This is a genomic window from Pseudoalteromonas sp. Z9A6 (assembly GCF_011378805.1).
Taxonomy (GTDB): domain Bacteria; phylum Pseudomonadota; class Gammaproteobacteria; order Enterobacterales; family Alteromonadaceae; genus Pseudoalteromonas; species Pseudoalteromonas distincta.
The window spans coordinates 5807-27681 of the sequence record NZ_WTKZ01000004.1 but is presented as its reverse complement, the minus strand read 5'-3'; the positions used below and the strand labels follow the sequence as shown (position 1 = coordinate 27681).

20 protein-coding genes and 2 tRNA genes are annotated in these 21875 nt (G+C 38.6%); 11 read left to right on the top strand and 11 right to left on the bottom strand.

The window, feature by feature from the left end; genetic code table 11:
• Positions 1–29 precede the first annotated feature (29 nt).
• Positions 30–794, top strand: coding sequence for an ElyC/SanA/YdcF family protein (locus tag GQR53_RS02450; RefSeq protein WP_165742761.1), 765 nt, complete (start codon positions 30–32; stop codon positions 792–794).
• A gap of 14 nt (positions 795–808) precedes the next feature.
• Here GQR53_RS02450 and GQR53_RS02445 read toward each other — a convergent pair whose 3' ends face one another.
• The gene (locus GQR53_RS02445; protein WP_165742760.1) at positions 809–1561 is read right to left on the bottom strand and encodes a Nif3-like dinuclear metal center hexameric protein; all 753 of its coding nucleotides are present in this window, start codon (positions 1559–1561) and stop codon (positions 809–811) included.
• A 150-nt stretch (positions 1562–1711) separates the two neighbouring features.
• Between GQR53_RS02445 and GQR53_RS02440 the strand changes: the two genes are divergently transcribed.
• Positions 1712–2053, top strand: a complete 342-nt coding sequence (locus GQR53_RS02440; RefSeq protein ID WP_002961684.1) for a hypothetical protein — start codon at positions 1712–1714, stop codon at positions 2051–2053.
• Positions 2054–2191: 138 nt separating this feature from the next.
• Here GQR53_RS02440 and GQR53_RS02435 read toward each other — a convergent pair whose 3' ends face one another.
• From GQR53_RS02435 to GQR53_RS02415, 5 genes are all read right to left on the bottom strand, one after another.
• The gene (locus GQR53_RS02435) at positions 2192–5371 is read right to left on the bottom strand and encodes an amidohydrolase family protein (protein ID WP_165742759.1); all 3180 of its coding nucleotides are present in this window, start codon (positions 5369–5371) and stop codon (positions 2192–2194) included.
• Positions 5372–5476: 105 nt separating this feature from the next.
• Positions 5477–6301 (bottom strand): M90 family metallopeptidase, encoded by an 825-nt coding sequence (locus tag GQR53_RS02430; protein WP_002961680.1) that lies wholly within the window; start codon positions 6299–6301, stop codon positions 5477–5479.
• 354 nt (positions 6302–6655) lie between these two features.
• Positions 6656–7294 carry a CatA-like O-acetyltransferase gene (locus tag GQR53_RS02425; RefSeq protein WP_165742827.1) on the bottom strand — a complete coding sequence of 213 codons (639 nt, stop codon included), beginning with the start codon at positions 7292–7294 and terminating at the stop codon, positions 6656–6658.
• A 136-nt stretch (positions 7295–7430) separates the two neighbouring features.
• The gene (locus GQR53_RS02420) at positions 7431–8471 is read right to left on the bottom strand and encodes a Glu/Leu/Phe/Val dehydrogenase (protein WP_033028599.1); all 1041 of its coding nucleotides are present in this window, start codon (positions 8469–8471) and stop codon (positions 7431–7433) included.
• A 430-nt stretch (positions 8472–8901) separates the two neighbouring features.
• Positions 8902–10428, bottom strand: a complete 1527-nt coding sequence (locus tag GQR53_RS02415) for a fumarate hydratase (RefSeq protein WP_165742758.1) — start codon at positions 10426–10428, stop codon at positions 8902–8904.
• Between the two features lie 155 nt (positions 10429–10583).
• On the opposite strand from GQR53_RS02415, the gene pabB reads away from it, so the two are divergent.
• The 3 genes from pabB to GQR53_RS02400 all read left to right on the top strand — a co-directional run bounded on the left by pabB (position 10584) and on the right by GQR53_RS02400 (position 14002).
• A complete protein-coding gene (pabB, locus tag GQR53_RS02410) occupies positions 10584–11942 on the top strand; it encodes an aminodeoxychorismate synthase component I (RefSeq protein ID WP_165742757.1) in 1359 nt (452 codons plus the stop codon).
• Positions 11943–11948: 6 nt separating this feature from the next.
• Complete coding sequence (locus GQR53_RS02405) at positions 11949–12524, top strand: CoA pyrophosphatase (protein ID WP_024594770.1); 576 nt, start codon at positions 11949–11951, stop codon at positions 12522–12524.
• A 101-nt stretch (positions 12525–12625) separates the two neighbouring features.
• Positions 12626–14002, top strand: a complete 1377-nt coding sequence (locus tag GQR53_RS02400) for an L-serine ammonia-lyase (RefSeq protein WP_165742756.1) — start codon at positions 12626–12628, stop codon at positions 14000–14002.
• Positions 14003–14078: 76 nt separating this feature from the next.
• Here GQR53_RS02400 and cysB read toward each other — a convergent pair whose 3' ends face one another.
• A complete protein-coding gene (cysB, locus tag GQR53_RS02395) occupies positions 14079–15056 on the bottom strand; it encodes an HTH-type transcriptional regulator CysB (protein WP_002961670.1) in 978 nt (325 codons plus the stop codon).
• Between the two features lie 324 nt (positions 15057–15380).
• Here cysB and GQR53_RS02390 point away from each other — a divergent pair, with 324 nt between their 5' ends.
• Positions 15381–16139 carry a hypothetical protein gene (locus GQR53_RS02390; protein ID WP_024594743.1) on the top strand — a complete coding sequence of 253 codons (759 nt, stop codon included), beginning with the start codon at positions 15381–15383 and terminating at the stop codon, positions 16137–16139.
• 73 nt (positions 16140–16212) lie between these two features.
• Here GQR53_RS02390 and GQR53_RS02385 read toward each other — a convergent pair whose 3' ends face one another.
• Positions 16213–17505: an NCS2 family permease gene (locus GQR53_RS02385; protein ID WP_002961426.1), complete on the bottom strand. Its 1293-nt coding sequence runs from the start codon at positions 17503–17505 to the stop codon at positions 16213–16215.
• Positions 17506–17623: 118 nt separating this feature from the next.
• Here GQR53_RS02385 and GQR53_RS02380 point away from each other — a divergent pair, with 118 nt between their 5' ends.
• The 3 genes from GQR53_RS02380 (at position 17624) to GQR53_RS02370 (ending at position 19339) form a co-directional block, all read left to right on the top strand.
• Complete coding sequence (locus GQR53_RS02380) at positions 17624–18088, top strand: SEL1-like repeat protein (protein ID WP_002961427.1); 465 nt, start codon at positions 17624–17626, stop codon at positions 18086–18088.
• 298 nt (positions 18089–18386) lie between these two features.
• Positions 18387–18821: a SulA-like leucine-rich domain-containing protein gene (locus GQR53_RS02375; protein WP_002961428.1), complete on the top strand. Its 435-nt coding sequence runs from the start codon at positions 18387–18389 to the stop codon at positions 18819–18821.
• A gap of 38 nt (positions 18822–18859) precedes the next feature.
• Entirely contained in the window at positions 18860–19339 is a 480-nt protein-coding gene (locus GQR53_RS02370) for a YchJ family protein (RefSeq protein WP_002961429.1), read from the top strand.
• Positions 19340–19413: 74 nt separating this feature from the next.
• Here the strand turns inward: GQR53_RS02370 and GQR53_RS02365 are convergent, their stop codons facing one another.
• The 3 genes from GQR53_RS02365 to GQR53_RS02355 form a co-directional block, all read right to left on the bottom strand.
• Positions 19414–20331 carry a diguanylate cyclase gene (locus GQR53_RS02365; protein WP_165742755.1) on the bottom strand — a complete coding sequence of 306 codons (918 nt, stop codon included), beginning with the start codon at positions 20329–20331 and terminating at the stop codon, positions 19414–19416.
• 193 nt (positions 20332–20524) lie between these two features.
• Positions 20525–20827 carry a DUF6172 family protein gene (locus GQR53_RS02360; RefSeq protein WP_002961433.1) on the bottom strand — a complete coding sequence of 101 codons (303 nt, stop codon included), beginning with the start codon at positions 20825–20827 and terminating at the stop codon, positions 20525–20527.
• A 179-nt stretch (positions 20828–21006) separates the two neighbouring features.
• Positions 21007–21534 (bottom strand): VC2046/SO_2500 family protein, encoded by a 528-nt coding sequence (locus tag GQR53_RS02355; protein ID WP_165742754.1) that lies wholly within the window; start codon positions 21532–21534, stop codon positions 21007–21009.
• A gap of 112 nt (positions 21535–21646) precedes the next feature.
• Between GQR53_RS02355 and GQR53_RS02350 the strand changes: the two genes are divergently transcribed.
• Both GQR53_RS02350 and GQR53_RS02345 read left to right on the top strand, forming a co-directional pair.
• A tRNA-Tyr gene (locus GQR53_RS02350) sits at positions 21647–21731 on the top strand.
• A gap of 49 nt (positions 21732–21780) precedes the next feature.
• Positions 21781–21865, top strand: a tRNA-Tyr gene (locus GQR53_RS02345).
• Positions 21866–21875 lie beyond the last annotated feature (10 nt).

Sequence of the window (21875 nt, the reverse complement as noted above, 5' to 3'; positions counted from 1 at the left end):
TGTAATTAACTCTACAGCGTTTAACTCTTATGTTTGTTATTAAAAAAATGATTGGTGGTTTACTTATGCCACTGCCTCTATTTGGTTTATTTGCGTGTCTGATGCTCCTACTGGCATTTAAAGGCCGCAAATCAGCTCTCTTTTTGTCTACTTTAAGTTTAATTGTATTACTTGCATTGAGCACACCCTTTATCGCCAATTTAATTATCCAAAATAATGAACCTGCGTCGCTTGCATTTAATACTCTAAAGCATCCAAAAATAGACAAAATAGTTGTACTAGGTTGCGATATAAACCCAAATCCTGCACTCAGTGCTAATAATCAATTAGGTAATTGTGCGCTAACGCGCTTGGTAGAAGGTGTAAAACTGGCAAAGCACTACCCTAACGCAGAGCTTATAGTTTCAGGCGGGGGTTATAAAAATACCACTAATAGCGGGCTTATGTATCAAACGGCAATTAGTTTAGGCGTTAATAAGAGCCGTATTTTCCAAAATCCAAAAGCAATGGACACAGGTGAAGAAGCTAAATTACTGGCATCAAAATTAGTCGACTTTAAAGTTGCACTAGTAACATCTGTACTGCACATGCCCCGTGCCAAAGACTTATTTAATGCTCAAGGTATTGAAGTCATAACCGCAGCCACTGATTATCATAATTTTGCTGCACTTCCATGGAGCAAGCAGTTTATTCCCAATGCTCATGCCTTACTTGTGGTTACGCAATACAGTCACGAAGTAGTAGGAGATATATGGATAAGTTTGCGCCGCTGGATAGATCCAGAGGCGCTGTAACTTATATAGCCTAATTAAACTGGGTTATCTATGTCTATAAATGTCACATCAAAACCATGCTCTTGAGCAAGTAACTCACCTAGTGCTTTTACACCATAGCGCTCTGTTGCATGATGCCCGGCTGCAAAAAAATCAATGTTTTGCTCACGAGAACTATGAATTGTCTGCTCCGATGCTTCACCCGTTAAATAAGCATCAATGCCTTGCTCTGCTGCTAAGTCAATATATCCTTGCCCACCACCAGTACACAGTGCAATGGTTTCTATTTTAGCTGAGCGTACTAAGCTTGTGAGCGGGGTTCGATTAAGCACTTTTGCAATTTTATCTGCAAAATCTTCACCACTTAATGGTGTTTTTAAACGCCCTTTCATTGCTACGCTATTTGAAGTTGGCTCTAGCCCTGTTTCAATTTCAATATCTAATAACTTTGCAAGTTGTGCGTTATTGCCAACTGCTGGATGAATATCGAGTGGTAAGTGATAGCCAAATAAATTAATATCGTGTGCTAATAACGCACCTATGCGACGCTTTTTCATACCCGTTATTAGTTGAGATTCCCCTTTCCAAAAAAAACCATGATGAACCAAAATAGCATCTGCTTGTTGCTCAATGGCAGCTTCTATTAAAGCTTGGCTTGCGGTTACACCCGTCACAATTTTTTTAATTTCGTTTTTACCTTCGACCTGTAAGCCATTTGGGCAAAAATCTTTTATTAAATGAGGTTTCAAAATGTCATTTAGGAGTTGGTTAAATTCTCTACGTTGCATACAACTTACCTTACTTAGCACTGAATTTTGTGCAAATTTTGGCGTTTATAGGCCTAAAATGGAAGGAAAATCGCAAAAAATTGAAAAACTGTTTTAAAATAGGTATAAATACCTCTTCTTTATCTGTGTTCACAACGTATAGGGTCTCTGATGAGCAAACTAGACAAAACAGAAGTGTTATCTGCCTTTGAAGCAGCGTACGAAACTGCCAATGGTAAAAAACCTGAAATCACAACCAAACCTGGTTGGTACAGCATTGATGGCGGTAAAAATTTACGCCTAGCTGACGTAGCAGAGCTTACTAAAAAATTAAACTCTGGTAAAACAACTAAAACGAAAAAACCAAAAGCAGCTGCTCCTGTTAAAGCACAGAAAAAAGCGCCATTCACTGTTGTTACCGAAAATGAAGAAGGTTACACAGCGGAAGAACTTTGGATTGTAATTTTAGCTCGTAAAGATCATGACTGTCGCTTACCGCGCGGTGTTGTTTAATCAACATTTATGATTTTTAAAAGAAACCGCGTTAAGCGGTTTTTTTATATCCGTTATTTGCCAAAAATATAAAGCTTTATAAATTGGGTAAGGCTAAAAAAAGCGGTTATGTAGCCGCTTTAAAAAGTTTAAAATAAATTACAGTTCTTCAAAATAAAGTGGTTCGCGTTCTTTTTTACCCACTTCATTCATTGTCTCTGCATTGAATAGTCGACCATTGATCATGGTGTAATCTACTTTATCCGAATCTCGAATATTTTTAAGCGGATCGCCATCTATAACCATTAAATCAGCCAGTTTGCCCACTTCAAGCGAGCCTACGTTTTTATCAAGTCCTAAATACTTAGCCGGATCGAGTGTTGATGCACGTATTGCCTCAAGCGGTGTCATTCCGCCCTGTGCAAACATCCACATCTCCCAGTGTGCACCTAAGCCTTCACGCTGACCGTGAGCACCTAAGTTAACTAATACACCTAGGTCTTGCAGCTCAGCAGCAACGCGTGCGTTATTAAAGTGATTATAGTGATGATCGGGCGCTTTAATGCGGCGCATAGAGCGTGGTAATAATTGATTTTTAGGCACAAATTTACTTAAACGTGGATGATTCCACACATCAGTTTTATCATACCAGTAATTTTCACCCCAAATGCCACCATAAGCCACTACAAGTGTTGGTGTGTAACCTACATCACTTTGCGACCATAACTGCTTTATATCGTCATATATGTGCTCTACAGGGATTGAATGCTCAATACCTGTGTGTCCATCCACAATCATACTTAAGTTATGTTGTAATAATGAGCCGCCTTCAGGGACAACCATCATTTCAAGCATCCGGCCTGCTTCAATAACTTGTTGGCGCTGCTCACGGCGTGGCTGGTTATAAGATTTAACACTAAACGCCCCTACTTTTTTAAGGCGCTCTAAATGAAATTTAGCATCGTCTAACGAGTCAATATGCGACGTATAACCTGGCATATTTGCGCCATATAAAATAGTACCCGTTGAGAAAATACGCGGGCCAACAATCATGCCTGCCTTTTGCATTTCGCTTGCGGTAAATATTTCTGAGGTATCATTTGATGGATCGTGAATTGTAGTTACACCCAGCGCTAAACCTGCAAAGTTTTTCCAGTTTTGCTCAGGTATAATTTCACCGCTTGCTTGCGAGCCATGTGCATGAGCATCAACAATACCAGGCATAATAGTTTTACCTGTTACATCAATAACCTCAGCACCTTTAGGGATGCTTATATCGCTTGCTGTACCAATTGCTTTAATATGCTTGCCATCAGTGATGATTACACCATTTTCAATAACCTTTTCGCCGTCCATAGTTATAATTTTTGCACCAGTGAGCGCAATCATGCCTTTAGGCTCTGCCATTTTTTTACTGAAACCGATATTATCGCCACTTTTCACTTTAAAGTCGGCATCTTCGGCTTTGTTAATAGCAAACATCCCCTCAAGGCTTGCATGATAAAGCTCAGGCCCTAATGTCCAATAAAGTTTGTTGCTCTTAGCACTCCAACTAATGTTTTCACCAGCACGCACCGATAACTGCTCTATTGGGAATTGACTGTCTTTAGGCCCAATATTAATTGTTTTACCACTTTGAACAAACGGCGTTACAAATACTTTAAATCGCTCAGCAAAAGCGAGGTATTGCCCATCTGGTGATACTCTAAATTCTGTCGCATGCTCTGATTCGTACAGTTTACGAAATTTTTTACTTTCAAGCTCTACTACGCTAAGCGTTGGTTTTGGCCAAGGACTCATTATAAAAACGCGATCGTTTGCATCTCCAAATTGTGGTTGATAACCACTTTTTGAAATAAGCTCACTTTTACCGCCTTTTGCGCTTACGCTATATATACCAGGGTTAAGTGACCACTTAGGGTTTAAAATACTGCCGCCAGTAGCTTTTCGATAAACAACCGTTTTACCATCTGGGCTAAAAGTTGGCTCTACATATTTACCAGGCTCTTTAGTTATTGTATCGCCACGACCACTGCGCGCAGAAACCACTCTTACAGACCCTTGTTTGTTATCATCCCATGTGGTGTAAACTATTTTTTTACCATCGCGAGAGTATTGTGGAAATAATTCGTAATGATCAGTTTGCTTTGTTAAACGCTTAATTTTACCCGACTCTAAATCACGTTTATAAATATGCCCAAGCGCTTCAAAAATTGCCGTTTCACCATCTGGGCTTACTTGCACATTACGCAGCATTTTTACATCAAACTCATCAGTATCTAAGTTTTGTGTAAAGCGCACCGCTTTTTGAATTTTTTTACTTGTTTGCACTTTAAAAGGGATGGTTTTTACAGATCTGTCTGCAACATCTAGCTTGTGAATTGTGCCACCAGCCCAAAATACCAGTTCTTCATTATCGGGTGTCCATGCAATGGTTGGGTATACACCATGAATAGCCCAAGTCTCTTGCATATCTCGCTCAAGCTTATCGTAAAGCTTAGTGTGCTCACCGCTGGTTAAGTCATATAAATAAAGACTAGTTTGAAAATCATCACGCTTTATATACGCCAGTTTTTTTCCATCAGGTGACGGTGTAGGCCTAATAGCACCGCCCATCGTATCGATTATGGTTTCAATTTCACCCGTTTCACGGTCGTAGCGCTTAATTTTATAAATACCCGCTACAGAATCTTTTGAATAATGAAAGGTTTTACCGGGTGTTGCATCATGCGAAAAGTATACATAACGACCATCCGGTGAAAACATTGGCTCACCTAAATCTTTTTGATCGTTCTCGCGTTTTGTAAGCTGTACGCCCTTGCCACCCGCTTTGTGATACAACCACACTTCACCTGCTCCCAATGAGCGGCTAGCTGTAAAGTGTTTACGCGCAACTAAGTAGTCGCCATCAGGACTCCATGCAGGACTATTTAATAACCTAAAGGTTTCATCGGTAACAGCGTGTTGATTTTCGCCATTTAAGTCCATTATCCAAATGTTATCGCCGCCATCTTGGTCGGAGGTAAACGCAATACTTTTGCCGTTAGGACTAAAGCGTGGTTGCATTTGCCATGCAATATCAGAGGTGAGCTTTGTAGCTGTACCACCACTCATTGGCATAGTGTAAATATCGCCAAGTAAGTCAAACACCACAGTTTTACCATCAGGGCTAATATCTATATTCATCCATGTGCCTTGCTCAACGCTAATTGCAGCGTCAACAAATTGCCCTTTTGGTGAATCTACTTGCCATTTTTGTTCGTCTTTTTCAGCGGCATTTACCTGCCCTATCGCTAATGACACCGACAATGCTAATACTGTATGAAGCATTTTTTTCATGCGTTTCTCGCTTGTTATTGTTGCAGTAAAAACTATTTCACATGATTGCAACAAAAACAAACGCAACTTGCCAGCGTTATATGATAAAGCGCGGTTTATGTAGGTTTAATGCCAAACAATAGGGTCAAATTGATAGTAATTAACTAGCATACTATAAATTTCAGGATCGTATCGGCGAAGCTCTGCGGGTTTTTCGAGGAAGGTTTCGGTGAGTACAGCAAAAAACTCAGCTTCATTAGTTGCGCCATAGCTGTGAATAACATGTGGCATGCTATAAGCAACATGACTTTTCAACTGGGTGAAAGCACGGCTAAATACTCGGCCCCACTCTTTGTAATCTGCTGAGCTTTTTAAAATGGGTGTGCCCGTTGTTTTACCTGTTTCTTGATCGAGTTGATGCGCAAACTCATGAAAAACTAAATTATGTCCATCACTTGGCAAGCGGTTACCTTCAAGCACGTCATGCCAACTGAGTACTAGTGTGCCGCCAGGCCATGACTCGCCTAGTCTTACCGTATTATGGTAACTCACAAGTCCTGCACTATCGCGAGTTGATTGCGGAGCATAATAAGCACTGGGGTATAATAAAATTTCTTTTACATTTCTATATAACGGCCACGGTTTATTAAGCACTAATACACACGCATCGGCGGCAACAATTAACTTCATTGCAGACGTTAGCCTTAAGCCATCACAACCAACGAAGCGTTTTTCGTTTAAAAACCACGTTATGTGTCGCTCTAACTTTTCTCTGTCAGCGTCGGTCATTTTTTTATAGATGGGCATGCAACGCAGTAAAATATCTTTTTGCTGTGAATTTAAAGCAAAGTCTTTATATTTACTGCGCCATAATCGGTTTTGAATTGATGGCCAACGCCAGAAAATCACCACAAAAAGAATTAAAACAACAATTAACAGTCCATTTATCATGGGGATTTCCTGAGCTAAGGTATGGTATATAAATATGTCCAGCACACGTGCTTTTCAAGCATATAAAGTTATGTATTTGAATATAAAGTAATTCACATCGCATTGCTTATAGATTACTTAACCTGAACTTTGGTTAAGAGATTTACTAATGTATTGGATCATGTTGATATTTAAATTTATTTTCTCTAGCCAGAGATTTTCAGTGAAAACAAGGCGAATTTACGCGTCAATAGCGGGCCTATTGCAAGTAAATTCAACGCAGTTAGCGCTAAAAATAGCTGCTTGATATAGATTTATTATCCAAAGTTCAGGTTAATTACTGCTTTGCACTACCGTTAAATGACGTGTTTAAAGTTAACCTTTGCAAAAAGAGTCAAATGTACCCTGCAATGTGCTTATAAATTTCGCTACGTGCAAACCATCCATTAATGAGTGGTGTACATCGATAGCTAAAGGCATTGTACCTGTGTGTTTATCAAACTGACCAAATACAAATTTAGGAATGCCTAAACTCTGCCCTTCACTAAATGCATGCGAAAACGCACTAAAATTCAGCCACGGCAAAACAGATATATGAATTAAGTCGGCCTGCCCTTCTGTTTGAGCAAATGCATCAGAAAATAACGGCTGTAATTTCGCTTTTTTGCTTACGTCACTTGCATGATTTGCAAACTCTTTAAAATCGCTTGCGCTGTTAAAATAACTAAAAACAAACGTATCGTTTTCAGACAACTCAACCACACTTGCGCGAACACTGTTAAGTAGCCATGGCTTACTATCTATTATACGTAGCATTATTGAATCGTACTCATGGCACGCTTTTAAGGTGCAATATACATATGCTTGAAAAAAAGAAAATTGATTGGTTTTGCAATAGTCGTAAAGTGCTTGAGCATCTAAACGCACACACACATTAAAATAAGGCTGAGAAAAGTGTTTAAATAATTCAAAGTGTTGCTTTCTAGGCCAATTATCTAAATCGATAGGCTGCATGAGAGAAGTTAAGGGAGTCATAATTTGCCGCACAAAATTAAAAATAAAGTGTACCGCTGTTCAGTAATAATTGCATTAACTTACAGATAAACAAAAGGTGTGCAATTGCACACCTTTATTGCATTTTAGCTTAAATTTATAGACCGTTTTTAATGATCTCTTGGGCTAATTCGTCAGCAATTAAATGCGTTGATTTTTGCTCTTTTTCGCTGCGAGCAAAAATTTCAGTTAACGTATTAAAAATACCTTCAACATGTTTATTAGACGCTGCTGCACTGTAACCATCTGGCGCTGTTTCATAATAAACATTAATAATACCACCGGCGTTAATTACGTAATCTGGTGCATATAAAATGCCTTTTTCACGAATAACTTCACCGTGGCGAGATTCTGCCAGCTGATTGTTAGCACAGCCTGCAATAATAGTCGCTTTTAAACGCGGTATCGTTAAATCGTTAACGGTTGCACCTAATGCACAAGGTGCATAAACATCAACATCTAAGTCGTAAATGTCATCAATGCCAACCGCAGTTGCACCAAAATCACTGACTACACGGTCAATGGCAGCTTGGTTAATATCAGTTACAAACAACTCAGCGCCCGCATCATGTAAATGTTTACATAAACCATAAGCAACAGCACCTAAACCTTGAACAGCCACTTTCACACCTGCAAAATTTTGATGACCGCGTTGATGCTGTAGCGCTGCTTTAATTCCTAAAAACGTACCGTATGCTGTAAATGGCGATGGGTTACCGCTTTTACCTTCAAGACCCAGTACGTAATTAGTTTCTTTATTCATGATAGCTACATCAGCACATGTGATGTTTACATCTTCTGCTGAGTAATAGCTGCCATTTAATCGCTCTAACTGGCGGCCAAATGCACGGAATAATTGCTCAGATTTAATTTCTTTCGCATTACCTATAATTACAGATTTACCACCACCAAAGGGTAAGCGCGCAACTGCATTTTTATAAGTCATGCCCTTTGATAAACGTAGCACGTCATAAACAGCATCTTCGTCGTTTGCATAATCCCACATTCTACATCCGCCAACAGCAGGACCTAGGTTGGTATTATGTACAGCAATAATTGCTTTTAAACCCGACTCTTCATCAGAACAAAAAACCACTTGTTCATGGTTATCAAATTCAACTCGATTAAACACAGCCACTTAAAATACTCCGAAATAGTTAACCCGTGAGAGGGTATGCGCGCTGGAAATTGCCGAGACTTTATCACTTCATATACGTGTTCGCTATACTCACAGATGATAAAACCAATGAAAACATTAAGCTTAAATTAAATAACCTAATTAAAACTTTTATATAGATAAAAAATTTACAAAACCGCCATTTTTAAGTTTTAAATACTATAAATATAAGAATCACACCGACTTACGTTTACGTGAACGTAATACAATTATTGCATGTAAAGTTTAATATACAAGTGCTACTTGCCCGACACGTACTGCTGCCTATAGGTTTTCAGTAAAAAGTGAGCTTTTTCGCAAACTGGTCAGAGCTGTAAACTTAATAATAACTCTATTTAAAAAAACAAAAAAGCGAGCACTAGGCTCGCTTTTTAAAAATACAAAACGTACGTTATTTTAGCTTGCTATCAAGCTCTTCAATTTTAGCTTTCCAGATAGCAGGGCCTTGTGTATGCGCATTGGCGCCTTCACTGTCTACTGCAACAGTCACTGGCATATCTTCTACTTCAAATTCGTAAATAGCTTCCATACCTAAATCTTCAAAAGCTACAACACGCGCTTTTTTAATCGCTTTAGATACTAAGTAAGCTGCGCCGCCTACAGCCATCAAATAAACAGATTTATGCTCTTTAATAGATTCAACCGTTGCAGGGCCACGTTCAGCTTTACCAATCATGCCTACAATGCCTGTTTTTTCTAGCATCATATCGGTAAATTTATCCATGCGAGTGGCTGTTGTAGGGCCAGCAGGACCTACTGCTTCATCGCGTACCGCATCCACTGGGCCTACGTAATAAATAAATTTATTATCAAAGTCTACGCCCTCAGGTAAACCTTCACCTGAGTTGATCATATCTTGCAAACGTTTATGCGCTGCATCACGACCTGTTAAAATAGTGCCCGAAAGTAAAACGGTTTCACCCATTTTCCATTCTTGAACATCTTTTTTAGTCAGTGTATTTAAATCAACACGACGTGTGCCTTCGCCCACTTCAAATGTTACTTGTGGCCAATCTTCTAGTTTAGGTGCTTTTAAATTAGCAGGGCCAGAACCGTCAAGCGTAAAATGTACATGGCGAGTTGCCGCACAATTTGGGATCATTACTACAGGTTTTGAAGCTGCATGTGTTGGTGCTGTTTTAATTTTAACATCAACAACCGTTGTTAAACCGCCTAAACCTTGTGCGCCAATACCTAATTTATTAGCACGGTCAAAAATTTCTAAACGCAGTTTTTCTTCAGTTGTTTCTGCGCCGCGCTCTATTAGTTCATGGATATCAACCGGATCCATTAACGACTCTTTAGCCATTACTGCTGCTTTTTCAGCCGTACCACCAATACCTATACCTAGCATGCCTGGCGGACACCAACCAGCACCCATTGTTGGTAGTGTTTTTTCTACCCATGCAGCAACATCATCTGACGGGTTTAACATAACCATTTTACTTTTGTTTTCAGAGCCGCCGCCTTTAGCCGCAACCATTACTTCTACTTTTCCACCCGCTACTAAATCAATATGCACAACCGAAGGCGTATTATCTTTAGTGTTTTTACGTGTGCCAGCAGGGTCTGCAACAATAGATGCACGTAAAGGGTTATCTGGATTTAAATATGCACGACGAGTACCTTCATCAACCATTTGTTGAACGGTTAAATCTGTTTTATCCCACTTAACATCCATACCTACTTTAACAAAACAGGTAATAATACCGGTGTCTTGGCAAAGTGGACGCTTGCCTTCAGCCGACATGCGTGAGTTAATTAAAATTTGTGCAATGGCGTCTTTAGCCGCTTTACTTTGTTCTTTGTTGTACGCTTTTTCGAGTGCTTGAACAAAATCAAGTGGGTGATAGAACGAAATATATTGCAATGCATCTTCAATGCTATCAATAAAGTCTTGCTGACAAATTGTACTCATAGTGGTTCCTTAAGTTACCGTTACGCGTTGTCGCGTAATCTAAATCAAACCGGTGACGGTGGTTTGCACTGTTTTTTGCAGCTTAGTGCTGCCAAAAAATTTGACTTATGATACCCTCCCAGCCCGTTTCGAGCCAGTTCTTAAAGGGGCAGTAAATGCTAAACAATAAAAAAAATTGTATTAAATTAGGCATAACACAAAACTGCATTGACGTTTTTGCGCATTTTTCACATTTGCCTTATGCAATTCTATTAGATTCTGCAAATAGTAATCATATAAACAGCCGTTTTGATATTGTTGCTATTGAGCCGCAAAGTACCCTTGAAGTAAAAAATAATAAAAGCTTTTTAAATAATATAGAAAGTAGTGATAACTGCTTTGAAATTATGAATAATGAGCTTTCGCATCTTGCTAAAACAAAAGCCGATTACGATTTACCCTTTAACGGCGGCTGGCTTGGCTACTTTGGCTACGACCTAGGCCGTACAATTGAAAACATCCCCACTCGTGCTATCGAAGATATTAATCTTCCCCAAATGGCTATTGGCCTTTACTTAGATGCCCTTATTTACGACAAGCAGCAACAAAGCTGGTTTTATGTGTCGCAGCCAAACACCGATCGATTAGCGCTTTATCAGCGATACTTAAATACACACGTTAACTCCCGAGTTAATACGCAGTCCTTTGCCCTAAATAGCGACTGGCAATCAAATATGAGCGAAACGGAATACGCTGCAAAGTTTGCCCAAATTGAGGAGTATTTAAAAAGTGGCGATTGTTACCAAATTAATCTAGCGCAGCGCTTTAACGCTCAGTTTGAAGGCTCCCCTTGGGCAGCTTATATTAAACTGCGTGAGGCAAATAAAGCGCCATTTTCGAGCTTTATAAATCACCCTCAAGGGGCTATTTTATCAATTTCTCCTGAGCGCTTTATATCTGTAAATAATAACGTTGTAGAAACCAAGCCAATTAAAGGCACACTGCCGCGAAAAGCGGATGCGCTGGAGGATCAACGCCAAGCCCAAATACTCGCAGCATCAGCTAAAGATCGCGCTGAAAATGTAATGATTGTTGATTTACTACGTAACGACTTAGGCAAAGTAGCAAAACCAGGCAGCGTTCACGTCCCTTCCCTTTTTGCTATTGAAAGCTTTCCGGCAGTGCATCATTTAGTAAGCACGGTAACCTCAGAACTTGATGAAGGTAAAACAGCGGTCGATCAGCTAAAAGCGGCTTTCCCGGGTGGCTCAATCACCGGTGCGCCCAAAATTAGAGCGATGGAAATAATTGAAGAACTAGAACCACATCGCCGCAGCATTTATTGTGGTTCAATTGGTTATTTAAGTGCATGTGGAAATATGGATACGAGTATCACTATTCGTACCTTGGTGTGCCACAAAGCGCAAATTTACTGCTGGGCAGGCGGCGGAATAGTAGCTGATTCTAAAGTCGAATTGGAATATCAAGAAACTTACGATAAAGTAAATAAAATCCTCCCTTTATTAAAACAGTAGGTCGCTTTGAATAGTGAACACATTATGGCGCGGTTTCTGTTAAGCCCTACAGCTGCGCCAAACCAGTTAAAAGACACGCGTAAAAAACGTGCTAGCGCTGTTATGCTGCCAATTATTGATATAGATAATCATGCACATATTTTACTGTGTAAACGCCCTACTTATTTACACCATCACCCTGGGGAGATTTGTTTGCCCGGAGGTAAGTTTGAAGTAAGCGACATTACCCTTCGCACCACAGCCCTTCGCGAACTAAAAGAAGAGCTAAATATTGCCCAAAGCAACGTTAATGTATTAGGTCATTTACCTGAGTATTCAACATTAACGGGTTTTAGTATTAGCCCCTATGTGGGTTTACTTAATAAAGGCACCACCTGGGAAAATGACTATAATGAAGTACAAGCGAGCTTTTTACTCTCTGTCACTGAGTTAAATAACGAAGCTAATTGGCAACCCTTACCTTTTCAACGATTTGGGAAAACGGTTATTTTGCAAGGTTTTAAAACCCCACATGGTTTACTTTGGGGTGCGACTGCAAGCATTATAAAAAACTTTACAAAACAACTCGCCTTACCAGTTTAAATCTTCGTTATTAGTAGTTACACAATCACAATTCCACGTTATCATGCTCGACCGTTCAAAGAGCAGCTTCGTGCTGATAAAACAAAGTAGAGACACACATTATGATCAGTGCATTTGATATGTTTAGCATTGGTATTGGCCCTTCGTCATCACACACCGTTGGCCCAATGCGCGCATCACGCTTATTTGTTAATGACCTACAAGAACAACAATTATTAGCAAATGTTACCGATATTAAAGTAGAGCTTTATGGCTCTTTGGGACAAACAGGTGTTGGCCATGGTTCGGGTAAAGCCGTAATTCTTGGTTTAGCCGGTTATGACCCTGAAACTATAGATGCCGATTTAGTCGACGACATTTTAGCGACCATCGAAAAAGATCAGGTTATTTATTTAAACAAAACACACAAAGCTAAGTTTCCAAAACAAGGTGCTATTGTTTTTCATCGTCGCAAAACGCTGCCTAAGCACTCTAATGCAATGGAAATTATCGCCTCAAACAACGGCGAAAAAGTTTACAGCAAAGTATATTACTCTATTGGCGGTGGCTTTATTGTTACTGATGAAGAGTTTGAAAACGAAAAACAAGCAGCCGTTGATATTAGAGAAGAAAACCCAGCTCCTTTCCCTTTCAGTAGCGCAAAAGAGCTACTAGAGATGTGTAAAGAGTCAGGGCTTAGTGTTTCAAGCTTGATGATGAAGAACGAAAAAACACTGCGTACTGAAGATGAAATAAAAGACACGCTGTTTCATATCTGGAAAGTAATGATGGCCTGTATTGACCGTGGTATGCGTACAGAAGGTATTTTACCTGGCGGCTTAAAAGTAAAGCGCCGTGCGCCTAGCTTATACTTAAAACTAAATATAGAAGTCAGTAACGACCCACTTCGTGCAATGGACTGGGTTGATTTATTTGCCCTTGCCGTAAACGAAGAAAATGCGGCAGGTGGCCGTGTAGTTACCGCACCAACTAATGGTGCTGCGGGGATTTTACCAGCTGTACTTATGTACTATCACACATTTGTGAAAGAAGTAGACCGCGATATAGCCACACGTTATTTATTAACGGCTGCTGCTATTGGTATTTTATATAAAAAGAATGCCTCTATATCGGGTGCCGAAGTAGGTTGCCAAGGTGAAGTTGGCGTTGCGTGCTCTATGGCAGCAGGCGCATTAACAGAAATTGTTGGTGGCAATGTTGTGCAAGTAGAAAACGCAGCAGAAATTGGTATGGAACATAATTTAGGCCTCACGTGCGACCCTGTTGGTGGCTTAGTACAAGTGCCGTGTATTGAACGCAATGCAATGGGCGCGATTAAAGCAATTAATGCCTCACGTTTAGCTATTCGTGGCAGTGGAGAGCAAAAGGTATCACTTGATAAAGTGATTAAAACCATGCTTGAAACCGGCAACGATATGAAAACCAAATACAAAGAAACCGCTCGCGGTGGATTAGCAGTTAATATTATCGAATGTTAATCAGCTCGCTATAAAGAGAAAAAGCTGCCTATTTTAAAATAGGCAGCTTTTTTATTGTTCGTTCAATGCAATCACCTTATTTAACGGGTAACTCTATATCTGCAAATAACTTATCTACGTCATCTTGGTTACGTAACAAGCTTGCTCGCTCTACGCGCTCTTTAGTTAAGTGCGGTGCAAAACGTTCAATAAAATCATACATGTAAGTACGTAAAAAGCTGCCCTTTCTAAAACCAATTTTGGTCGTGCTTGCTTCAAATAAGTGGCTTGCATCAATACACACTAAATCGGTATCGCTCACTTGATCTATCGCCATTGAAGCGACAACACCAACTCCTAAACCCAGTCGTACGTATGTTTTTATAACATCAGCATCGGTTGCAGTAAATACAATGTGTGGCTCAAGTCCGTGTGCGCTAAATGCTTTATCTAACTCTGAGCGGCCCGTAAAACCAAATACATATGTAATGAGTGGATATTGGGCAATGTCAGCAACAGTTAAACTATTTGCCTTTTTAGCGAGCGGATGGTCTTTAGCAACAACAATACTGCGATTCCAATGATAACAAGGCAACATAACTAAATCTGAATACAAATGCAGTGCTTCTGTTGCAATAGCAAAGTCGGCATCACCGCGTGCTGCAGCATCCGATATTTGCTGTGGAGTGCCTTGGTGCATATGAAGCGATACCGCAGGGTATTTTTTCATAAACCCTTGAATAACGTTAGGCAAAGCATAACGGGCTTGGGTATGTGTTGTGGCAATATTTAACTTACCTTGATCAGGTAACGTATGCTCATTAGCAACGGCTTTAATACCTTCTACTTTGGAGAGTATTTCACGAGAAATATTAATTATATCTTCGCCAGCACCGGTTACATGCGTTAAATGTTTACCACTGCGACCAAAAATTTGTACACCCAACTCATCTTCTAACATGCGTACTTGTTTAGAAATTCCTGGCTGCGAGGTAAATAAACTCTCAGCAGTCGCTGAAACATTTAATTTATGATTTTGTACTTCTACGATGTATCTGAGTTGTTGTAATTTCATGGCTGCAAATTTTAACGTTATTATTCATATTATTTATAAAGGCAATACCGCTTAAAACCAAGTGTTATTTGCGTAAAATATCACTTTAGGTCTTTAGGTGTGCAATTATCTGATTAGAGCTCAAGGCTAGCATAATAAATATGCTTGAGGTAGCGATGTTTATTCAGCTTTAGTTTATAAGCCCTTAGGGTGACTACGGTTTATAAAGAGCTCAACCTATCAATTTTTTGGTGTATTTTTTAAGTTAATCGGCGCAAAGCTACCCTGTTAACGTATATTTAATGTAAGATTAAATAATTAGGTTATATGTCCGAGAATTACACCATGATCGTTTCTATTATAATAGTGCTTATAGTTGCATTGATTGTGATTGCACTTTGGGTAAGTGCTGTACAACAACACAAAGAAAAACAAGAAGCGGAACGCCGCAAAGAGCTAACAAAACAAAAAGCTATAATAGAAGAAACAGAAGAAGCACTAATGAATAGTGCCAATATACCTCTTTCTGAAAATATAATCCGTGTATTGCAACGCCGTATTTACGAAGCATTAAACACGATGGTTACTAGTTCGCCAACATCCAAAGCACTCAAAAGCCGCTTAGGTGAGGCTAAAACGCACCTCACCAATGCAGTTCTAGACAACAGCAGTGAAGCCCTAACGCTACCGAGTAATGACAAGCAGCTTGTTGGCCTAATTCAAGGTATTAAAAAATTACGCTCAATTTTACGCTCTGAACATAATAAAGGTCGCATTGATAGCCAAGTTTTTGTTTTAGAAGATAAACGTCTTGAAAAACTACAACTGCGTATTAATATCGAAAGCCAAATAAAACGTGGCTTATCTGCCCGCTCAGCGAGTATGGTTGGCTCTGCAAGGCAGTATTTTGAAAAAGCACAGGCAACGCTCAATGCAGTTACATACACCGATGAATATGTAACAACAAAACGCCAAGAAGTTGAAGGTTACTTAGAAGCAATTAGTGTTGAACTAAGAGCTTCTAATGCAAGCGCACTTAAAAAGAAAACAGAAGAAGAGCAAGACGACTTAGATATATTGTTTGCTCCTAAAAAGAAATGGTAATTCTTTTATAAAAGTATTAAAAAAGCTTGCACAAATTAAATTTATGCAGGCTTTTTTGTCTCTTTGTTAGTCATTAAGACAAAAATGCAAACTTGAAAACAAACAAGGCTGTTAATATCCAAACACTAATACTGATTTGATCTTGCTTACCACACAATACTTTTACCGCTGTATAAGATATAAAGCCAAGTGCAATACCGTGCGCAATCGAAAACGTTAATGGTGTCATTAGTAATACCACAGTAACAGGAATTGCATCGGTCATATCATCCCAATTTACAAACTTTAAATTTTGTAACATCAGTACAGCGACATATAAAATAGCACCTGCCGTAGCATAAGCCGGTACCATTTGTGCAAGCGGTGCAAAAAACATCATTAGTAAAAAGCAAATACCTACAACTACAGCCGTTAAGCCAGTACGTCCGCCAACAGAAACACCAGCAACCGATTCTATATACGATGTAGTCGTAGACGTGCCTAGCATCGCACCTGCAATTGTTGCAGAGCTGTCAGCACTTAGTGCGCGCCCTAAACGAGGCATGTTACCTTTTTCATCAGCTAAACCAGCTTTTTGAGTGACCGCAACTAATGTACCCGAAGTATCAAAAAGATCGACAAACAAGAATGCAAAAATAACACTCATCATTGATATATCAAAAGCGGCGGCAAAATCTAGTTGCATAAAAGTAGGCATTATTGATGGTGGCATAGCCATAACACCGTGATATTCAACAAGCCCTAAACTTAGTGCAATGCCTGTCACTAATAAAATACTAATAAGTACACCGCTTTTAAAATCGCGGTATAAAAGCGCTGCAATTACAAAAAAGCTTAATATAGCTAATAATGGGCCTGGGGAAGTAATGTCGCCCAATTGCACTAGTGTTGCTGGGCTTGAGACAATAATGCCTGCATTTTTAAGGGCAATTAAGGCTAAAAAAGCACCAATACCTGTTGCGATAGCTCGCTTGAGCACCAGAGGTATGGCATTAATAATCCATTCTCTGACTTTAAATAAACTTAAAAATAAAAATATACAACCCGACATAAAAACAGCCCCTAATGCGGCTTGCCAGGTATAACCCATTCCTAATACGACGCCATACGTAAAAAAAGCATTTAGTCCCATACCAGGCGCTAATGCTAATGGATAATTAGCCCATAAACCCATTATAAAACAGCCTATCGCAGCTGCTATACAGGTAGCTACAAATGCAGCCCCTTGGTCCATCCCTGCCTCAGCAAGCATAGCCGGGTTTACAAATACAATGTATACCATAGTGATAAAGGTAGTTAGGCCAGCAACGCATTCGCGTTTAACTGTTGAGTTATTTTCGCTGAGTTTAAATAAGGCTTCAAACATAATAAACTTGTGATAGTAAAAAGTGACGAGATTTTAACATAAAAATTATCTTTTACAGGACATTTTACCTTGCTATATACTAAACTGTTAAAGTAGTTAAAATAATAAATGAACCAATATGCTTAAAACAACACCTTGTGAGCAAGACTTAGAGCAACAGCTAGACAACATTTTAGGTTTTGTTACTCAACCAGAAAGCAGCCCCGCGCCCATTGATAATAAAAAAGATGAGCAAAGTACTATTAATAAAGCCCTATATTATTTAAAAAATAATCAAGCTCCATTGGCTGCAAAATGGATGCGCCTTGCTGCAATGGCAGGAAACCATAGAGCACAGTTTTATTTAGGTTTATTTTTTGTAAAAGGTGAAGGCGTGCCACAAAGTGTATTTCATGCTGTAGCGTGGTTGAGCTTAGCGAGTAGCCAAGGGTACGCACCTGCCACTGCAGCGGTTACAGATATACGCAAACATATCGAAACTAAGCGATTTAAAGATGCTCAATGTTATGCAGCAAGTTTGTACGAACAAATCCACCAACTCCAGTTTTCTCATATGATCCCTCGCACCAGTGAAAACACATAAACTAATTAAGTTATAAGTACTGTATACAGTGTTGAAAAATACTGTATATAGTTACAAAGATACTCCTACACAGTATAAAACCCACAAATGAAAACATGACTCAAAAGTTTATTTTAAAAATACCCTCTTAAAAGCAAGCCTATAACAAGTTGATTAATAAAGAATTATAGATTTAAAAACAAAAAACAATGATCAAAAGCTGAATAACTGTACAAATAAATAGCATAAAATGCTTGCACGAAAGCACTGTATAAACTACTGTATATGAATACTGTATAAAAACCCAGTGAGTGAAATTATGTTACAGCCTATTACCGTAAGAACAGTTAAAAGTTACCAACAAGACGAGCAAAGCGATTGCGTAAATTTGATCCAAATTGAAGATGAAATTTCAGCGACCTTTGAGCTTTTAAAAGTATTACACCAATACAATAGCTCTAATGCATGGACGTTATTAATTGCGCCAGATCATGTACCGAGCAAAGCTTTACTTGACTCATGCTCTATTGATACAAGTAAATTACTTGTTATTAGACAGAAGCACCTAGTAAATCTAGAGTATGTATTAAATTCTGCGTTACATAATGGAAACTTTGCAGCTGTAATTACCTGGACCGATATAGTTAATAACCAACTACTTACAAATCTATCGTTCGATTTAAGTAAAACAAATACAAAACTATACTGTTTTACTAAAAACGCTCAAACAACAGAGATACCACTCGCTCAATAAGCTTGTTAAACTAATGTTTTAGATTCTGTATTATTATTATGACTTCACTCAATACCACATTATGTTTTTGCAGCAGTGGGCACAATTATGCCGATTGCTGCGAGCCGCTTCACTTATCTGTAAAGCAAGCTGACACTCCTGAACAACTTATGCGCTCACGATTCAGTGCTTATGTTATTAAAAATGCAAAATATGTTTATCAAACCTACGCAAAAGAAAAACAAGCTGAAAACCCGGTTAAAGAAATCAATGATTTTGCTAACAGCTGTCGATTTATAAATCTTGATTTAATTGACTCAAGCCATGATGGCGATACTGGAACTGTAGAATTTAAAGCCCAATATTTTTATCAAAACTTATTTTGTGAGCTTCACGAAAAATCGCAGTTTATTAAAGAAAACACTCAATGGCGTTATTTAGATGGCACTATATATCCTGTTGAAGATATTAAAGTAGGCAGAAATGATGACTGCCCATGCGGTAGCAATAAAAAGTACAAAAAATGTCATAGCATGTAATAAATAATCTTATTTAATATTTATCATCTAAAAAGTGTTTTTAAGTGGCAGAGTGATTTATTAGCTAACTAAACTTAAAAACACACTTTGTTACGCCCTTGCATTTTAGACTCATACATTTTTTCATCTGCGATCTGCAACGTGTTTTTGTTATTTACGTATGGTTGTAGGGTTGCACCGCCAATACTAATAGTCACAAAATCATATTCTGAATATTTGTGTAATATTCCTAAATCGGCCACATTCTGTTTAATTTTATCAGCAACACAAATTGCACCTTCAGTGCTTGTATGCGGTAGAACAACTACAAACTCTTCGCCGCCATAACGCGCAACAAAATCGGTTGGCCTTTGCAAACTATTAGTAATAGTTTGTGCTACTAGGTTTAACACCGTATCCCCCTGCACATGACCATAGATATCATTGTATTGCTTAAAATAATCTATATCGATGAGTAATAGTGCATAGTCAACTTTTTCTCGTAAGGCGCTTCGTTCCATTTTAGAAAAATGCGCATCAAAATAACGACGATTGAATACCTTTGTTAAATCATCTAGAAATACTTTTTGATTGAGTAAGTCATGTTGAAGTTTCATCGTGATATGGGCGCGCACTCTTCTATATAAAGTTTCCGAGTTAGTTGGTTTCTTTATAAAATCTACAGCCCCTGCTTCCCAGCACTCTTCTTCTTCGTTTTCAAAGGATGTAACAAAAATAACGGGGATATCTTGTGTTTTAGTATTATTTTTTAATTTTAAACATGTATCAATACCACTCATTCCACCCATACTAATATCGAGTAGGACTATATCGGGTACATTTACATTACAAATTTCAATTGCTTCTTCACCACTTCCAGCTGTTGTCACATTAAAATGCTCAGATAATATTTTTTTTAATACGATTAAGCTTAATAACTGATCGTCAACTATAAGTACTTTAGAATTCTTTAAACTTAGTTTTAATTGATGGTCAGAGTAATTTATTGGCATAGTAAAAATGTTTTGTTTTTTTAATTAAAAACAGCCTATAGCATCACATTTTGTTATGCAAATGTTAATTAAGAGGGATTCTACTTATTGGTTACTAATAAAAATACTTTTTAGTAAATCTTTACTGCATAAAAACAAAAAATGAGCCACTTGGACTCATTTTATAACTTTGAATACTTAATTTAGTTAAGTATTATTCGTCATCATCTAAATCTAATTGCTGACGTTGAGCAGGTCGAGCTAAAATCTCTACGTAGAAAGAGGTCAAACCTTGCTTTTCAATTTCGCCAATTTGGTTACTTAATTCAGCAACGTGCACAACTTGCGCATCTTCAGCTGTGTTACCAAACTTACAGTCAAATGCCCAATAGTCAGCATCTTCAGGTAGCGTTTTATTACGCTCTCTTTTCAAATATTTTTTCACTTCGTGCTTTGCAGCATCAACCATACGAGGGTATTTGATTTTCTCGTGATTTAGCGTGAATGTTTTCTTCATTACGTTCCTAATTACCTTGGTTTAATGATAATGGCATTTCATGTCATACCATTTGACGCCATTATAGCAATTGCATTTAATTTTTGGATGCTTTTTTTTCATTAAATCAATTATTAGCAAATATATAAAGCAGACCCGTTATAAAGCATATATTAACTGATGATTATTACAATCATATATCACACCGCAATAAGCTGAAGTGGTTGATGTATTGCATCATTATTAAGGCTGTCGTAAAAAGCAGCTGCATCTATAGGAGGATTAGCAAGTTGTGTTTGTTCGCTTTTAATTCTTCTTCTGACAGCAAGCTCACAGTTATCTATTATATTAAGTGGAATATGCTTATCATCATTTCTAATCGCAAGTGGTTCAGGCTTTAAGCACTGTCTTAGCTTAATACTTGTCATACCGCAGCGCTCCCCTTCTTGAGATATTAATGATGCATTAAACTGTCCAACCAACATATTGTATTCATCAGGGGCTAAAAGTTGCTTTGGACCTGCGCCAAATTGCTTTCTTAATGCCTCTTCTTCTATAACTAAATTATCTATTTCAGTTTTTGGTAAATGAAATTGGCTAAAGTCGAGTGCGTCATGTGACAGCATCGCTAATAATAGAGAAAATTCGCCACGACGATTTTCATGCACACTATTATTGAGCCTACTGTTTAACTGACTCTCTGTGATTAACAAGTCATCTATTTGCATAGTCTTTAGTCGATTGTGGTAACTGATAGATATTTATCGGCTTTATTTCAATTTTCTTTAGCTTTTTTCTTTACTTAAATACGCAATTTGCTATTATCAGCGCCGTTGCATTGGAGGGGTTCCCGAGCGGCCAAAGGGATCAGACTGTAAATCTGACGGCTCAGCCTTCGCTGGTTCGAATCCAGCTCCCTCCACCACTTTTCTTACCGCTAAGTTAAGTGGGGCCAAATGTAACAAAAATAGTGTGGAGGGGTTCCCGAGCGGCCAAAGGGATCAGACTGTAAATCTGACGGCTCAGCCTTCGCTGGTTCGAATCCAGCTCCCTCCACCACTTCTTTTTT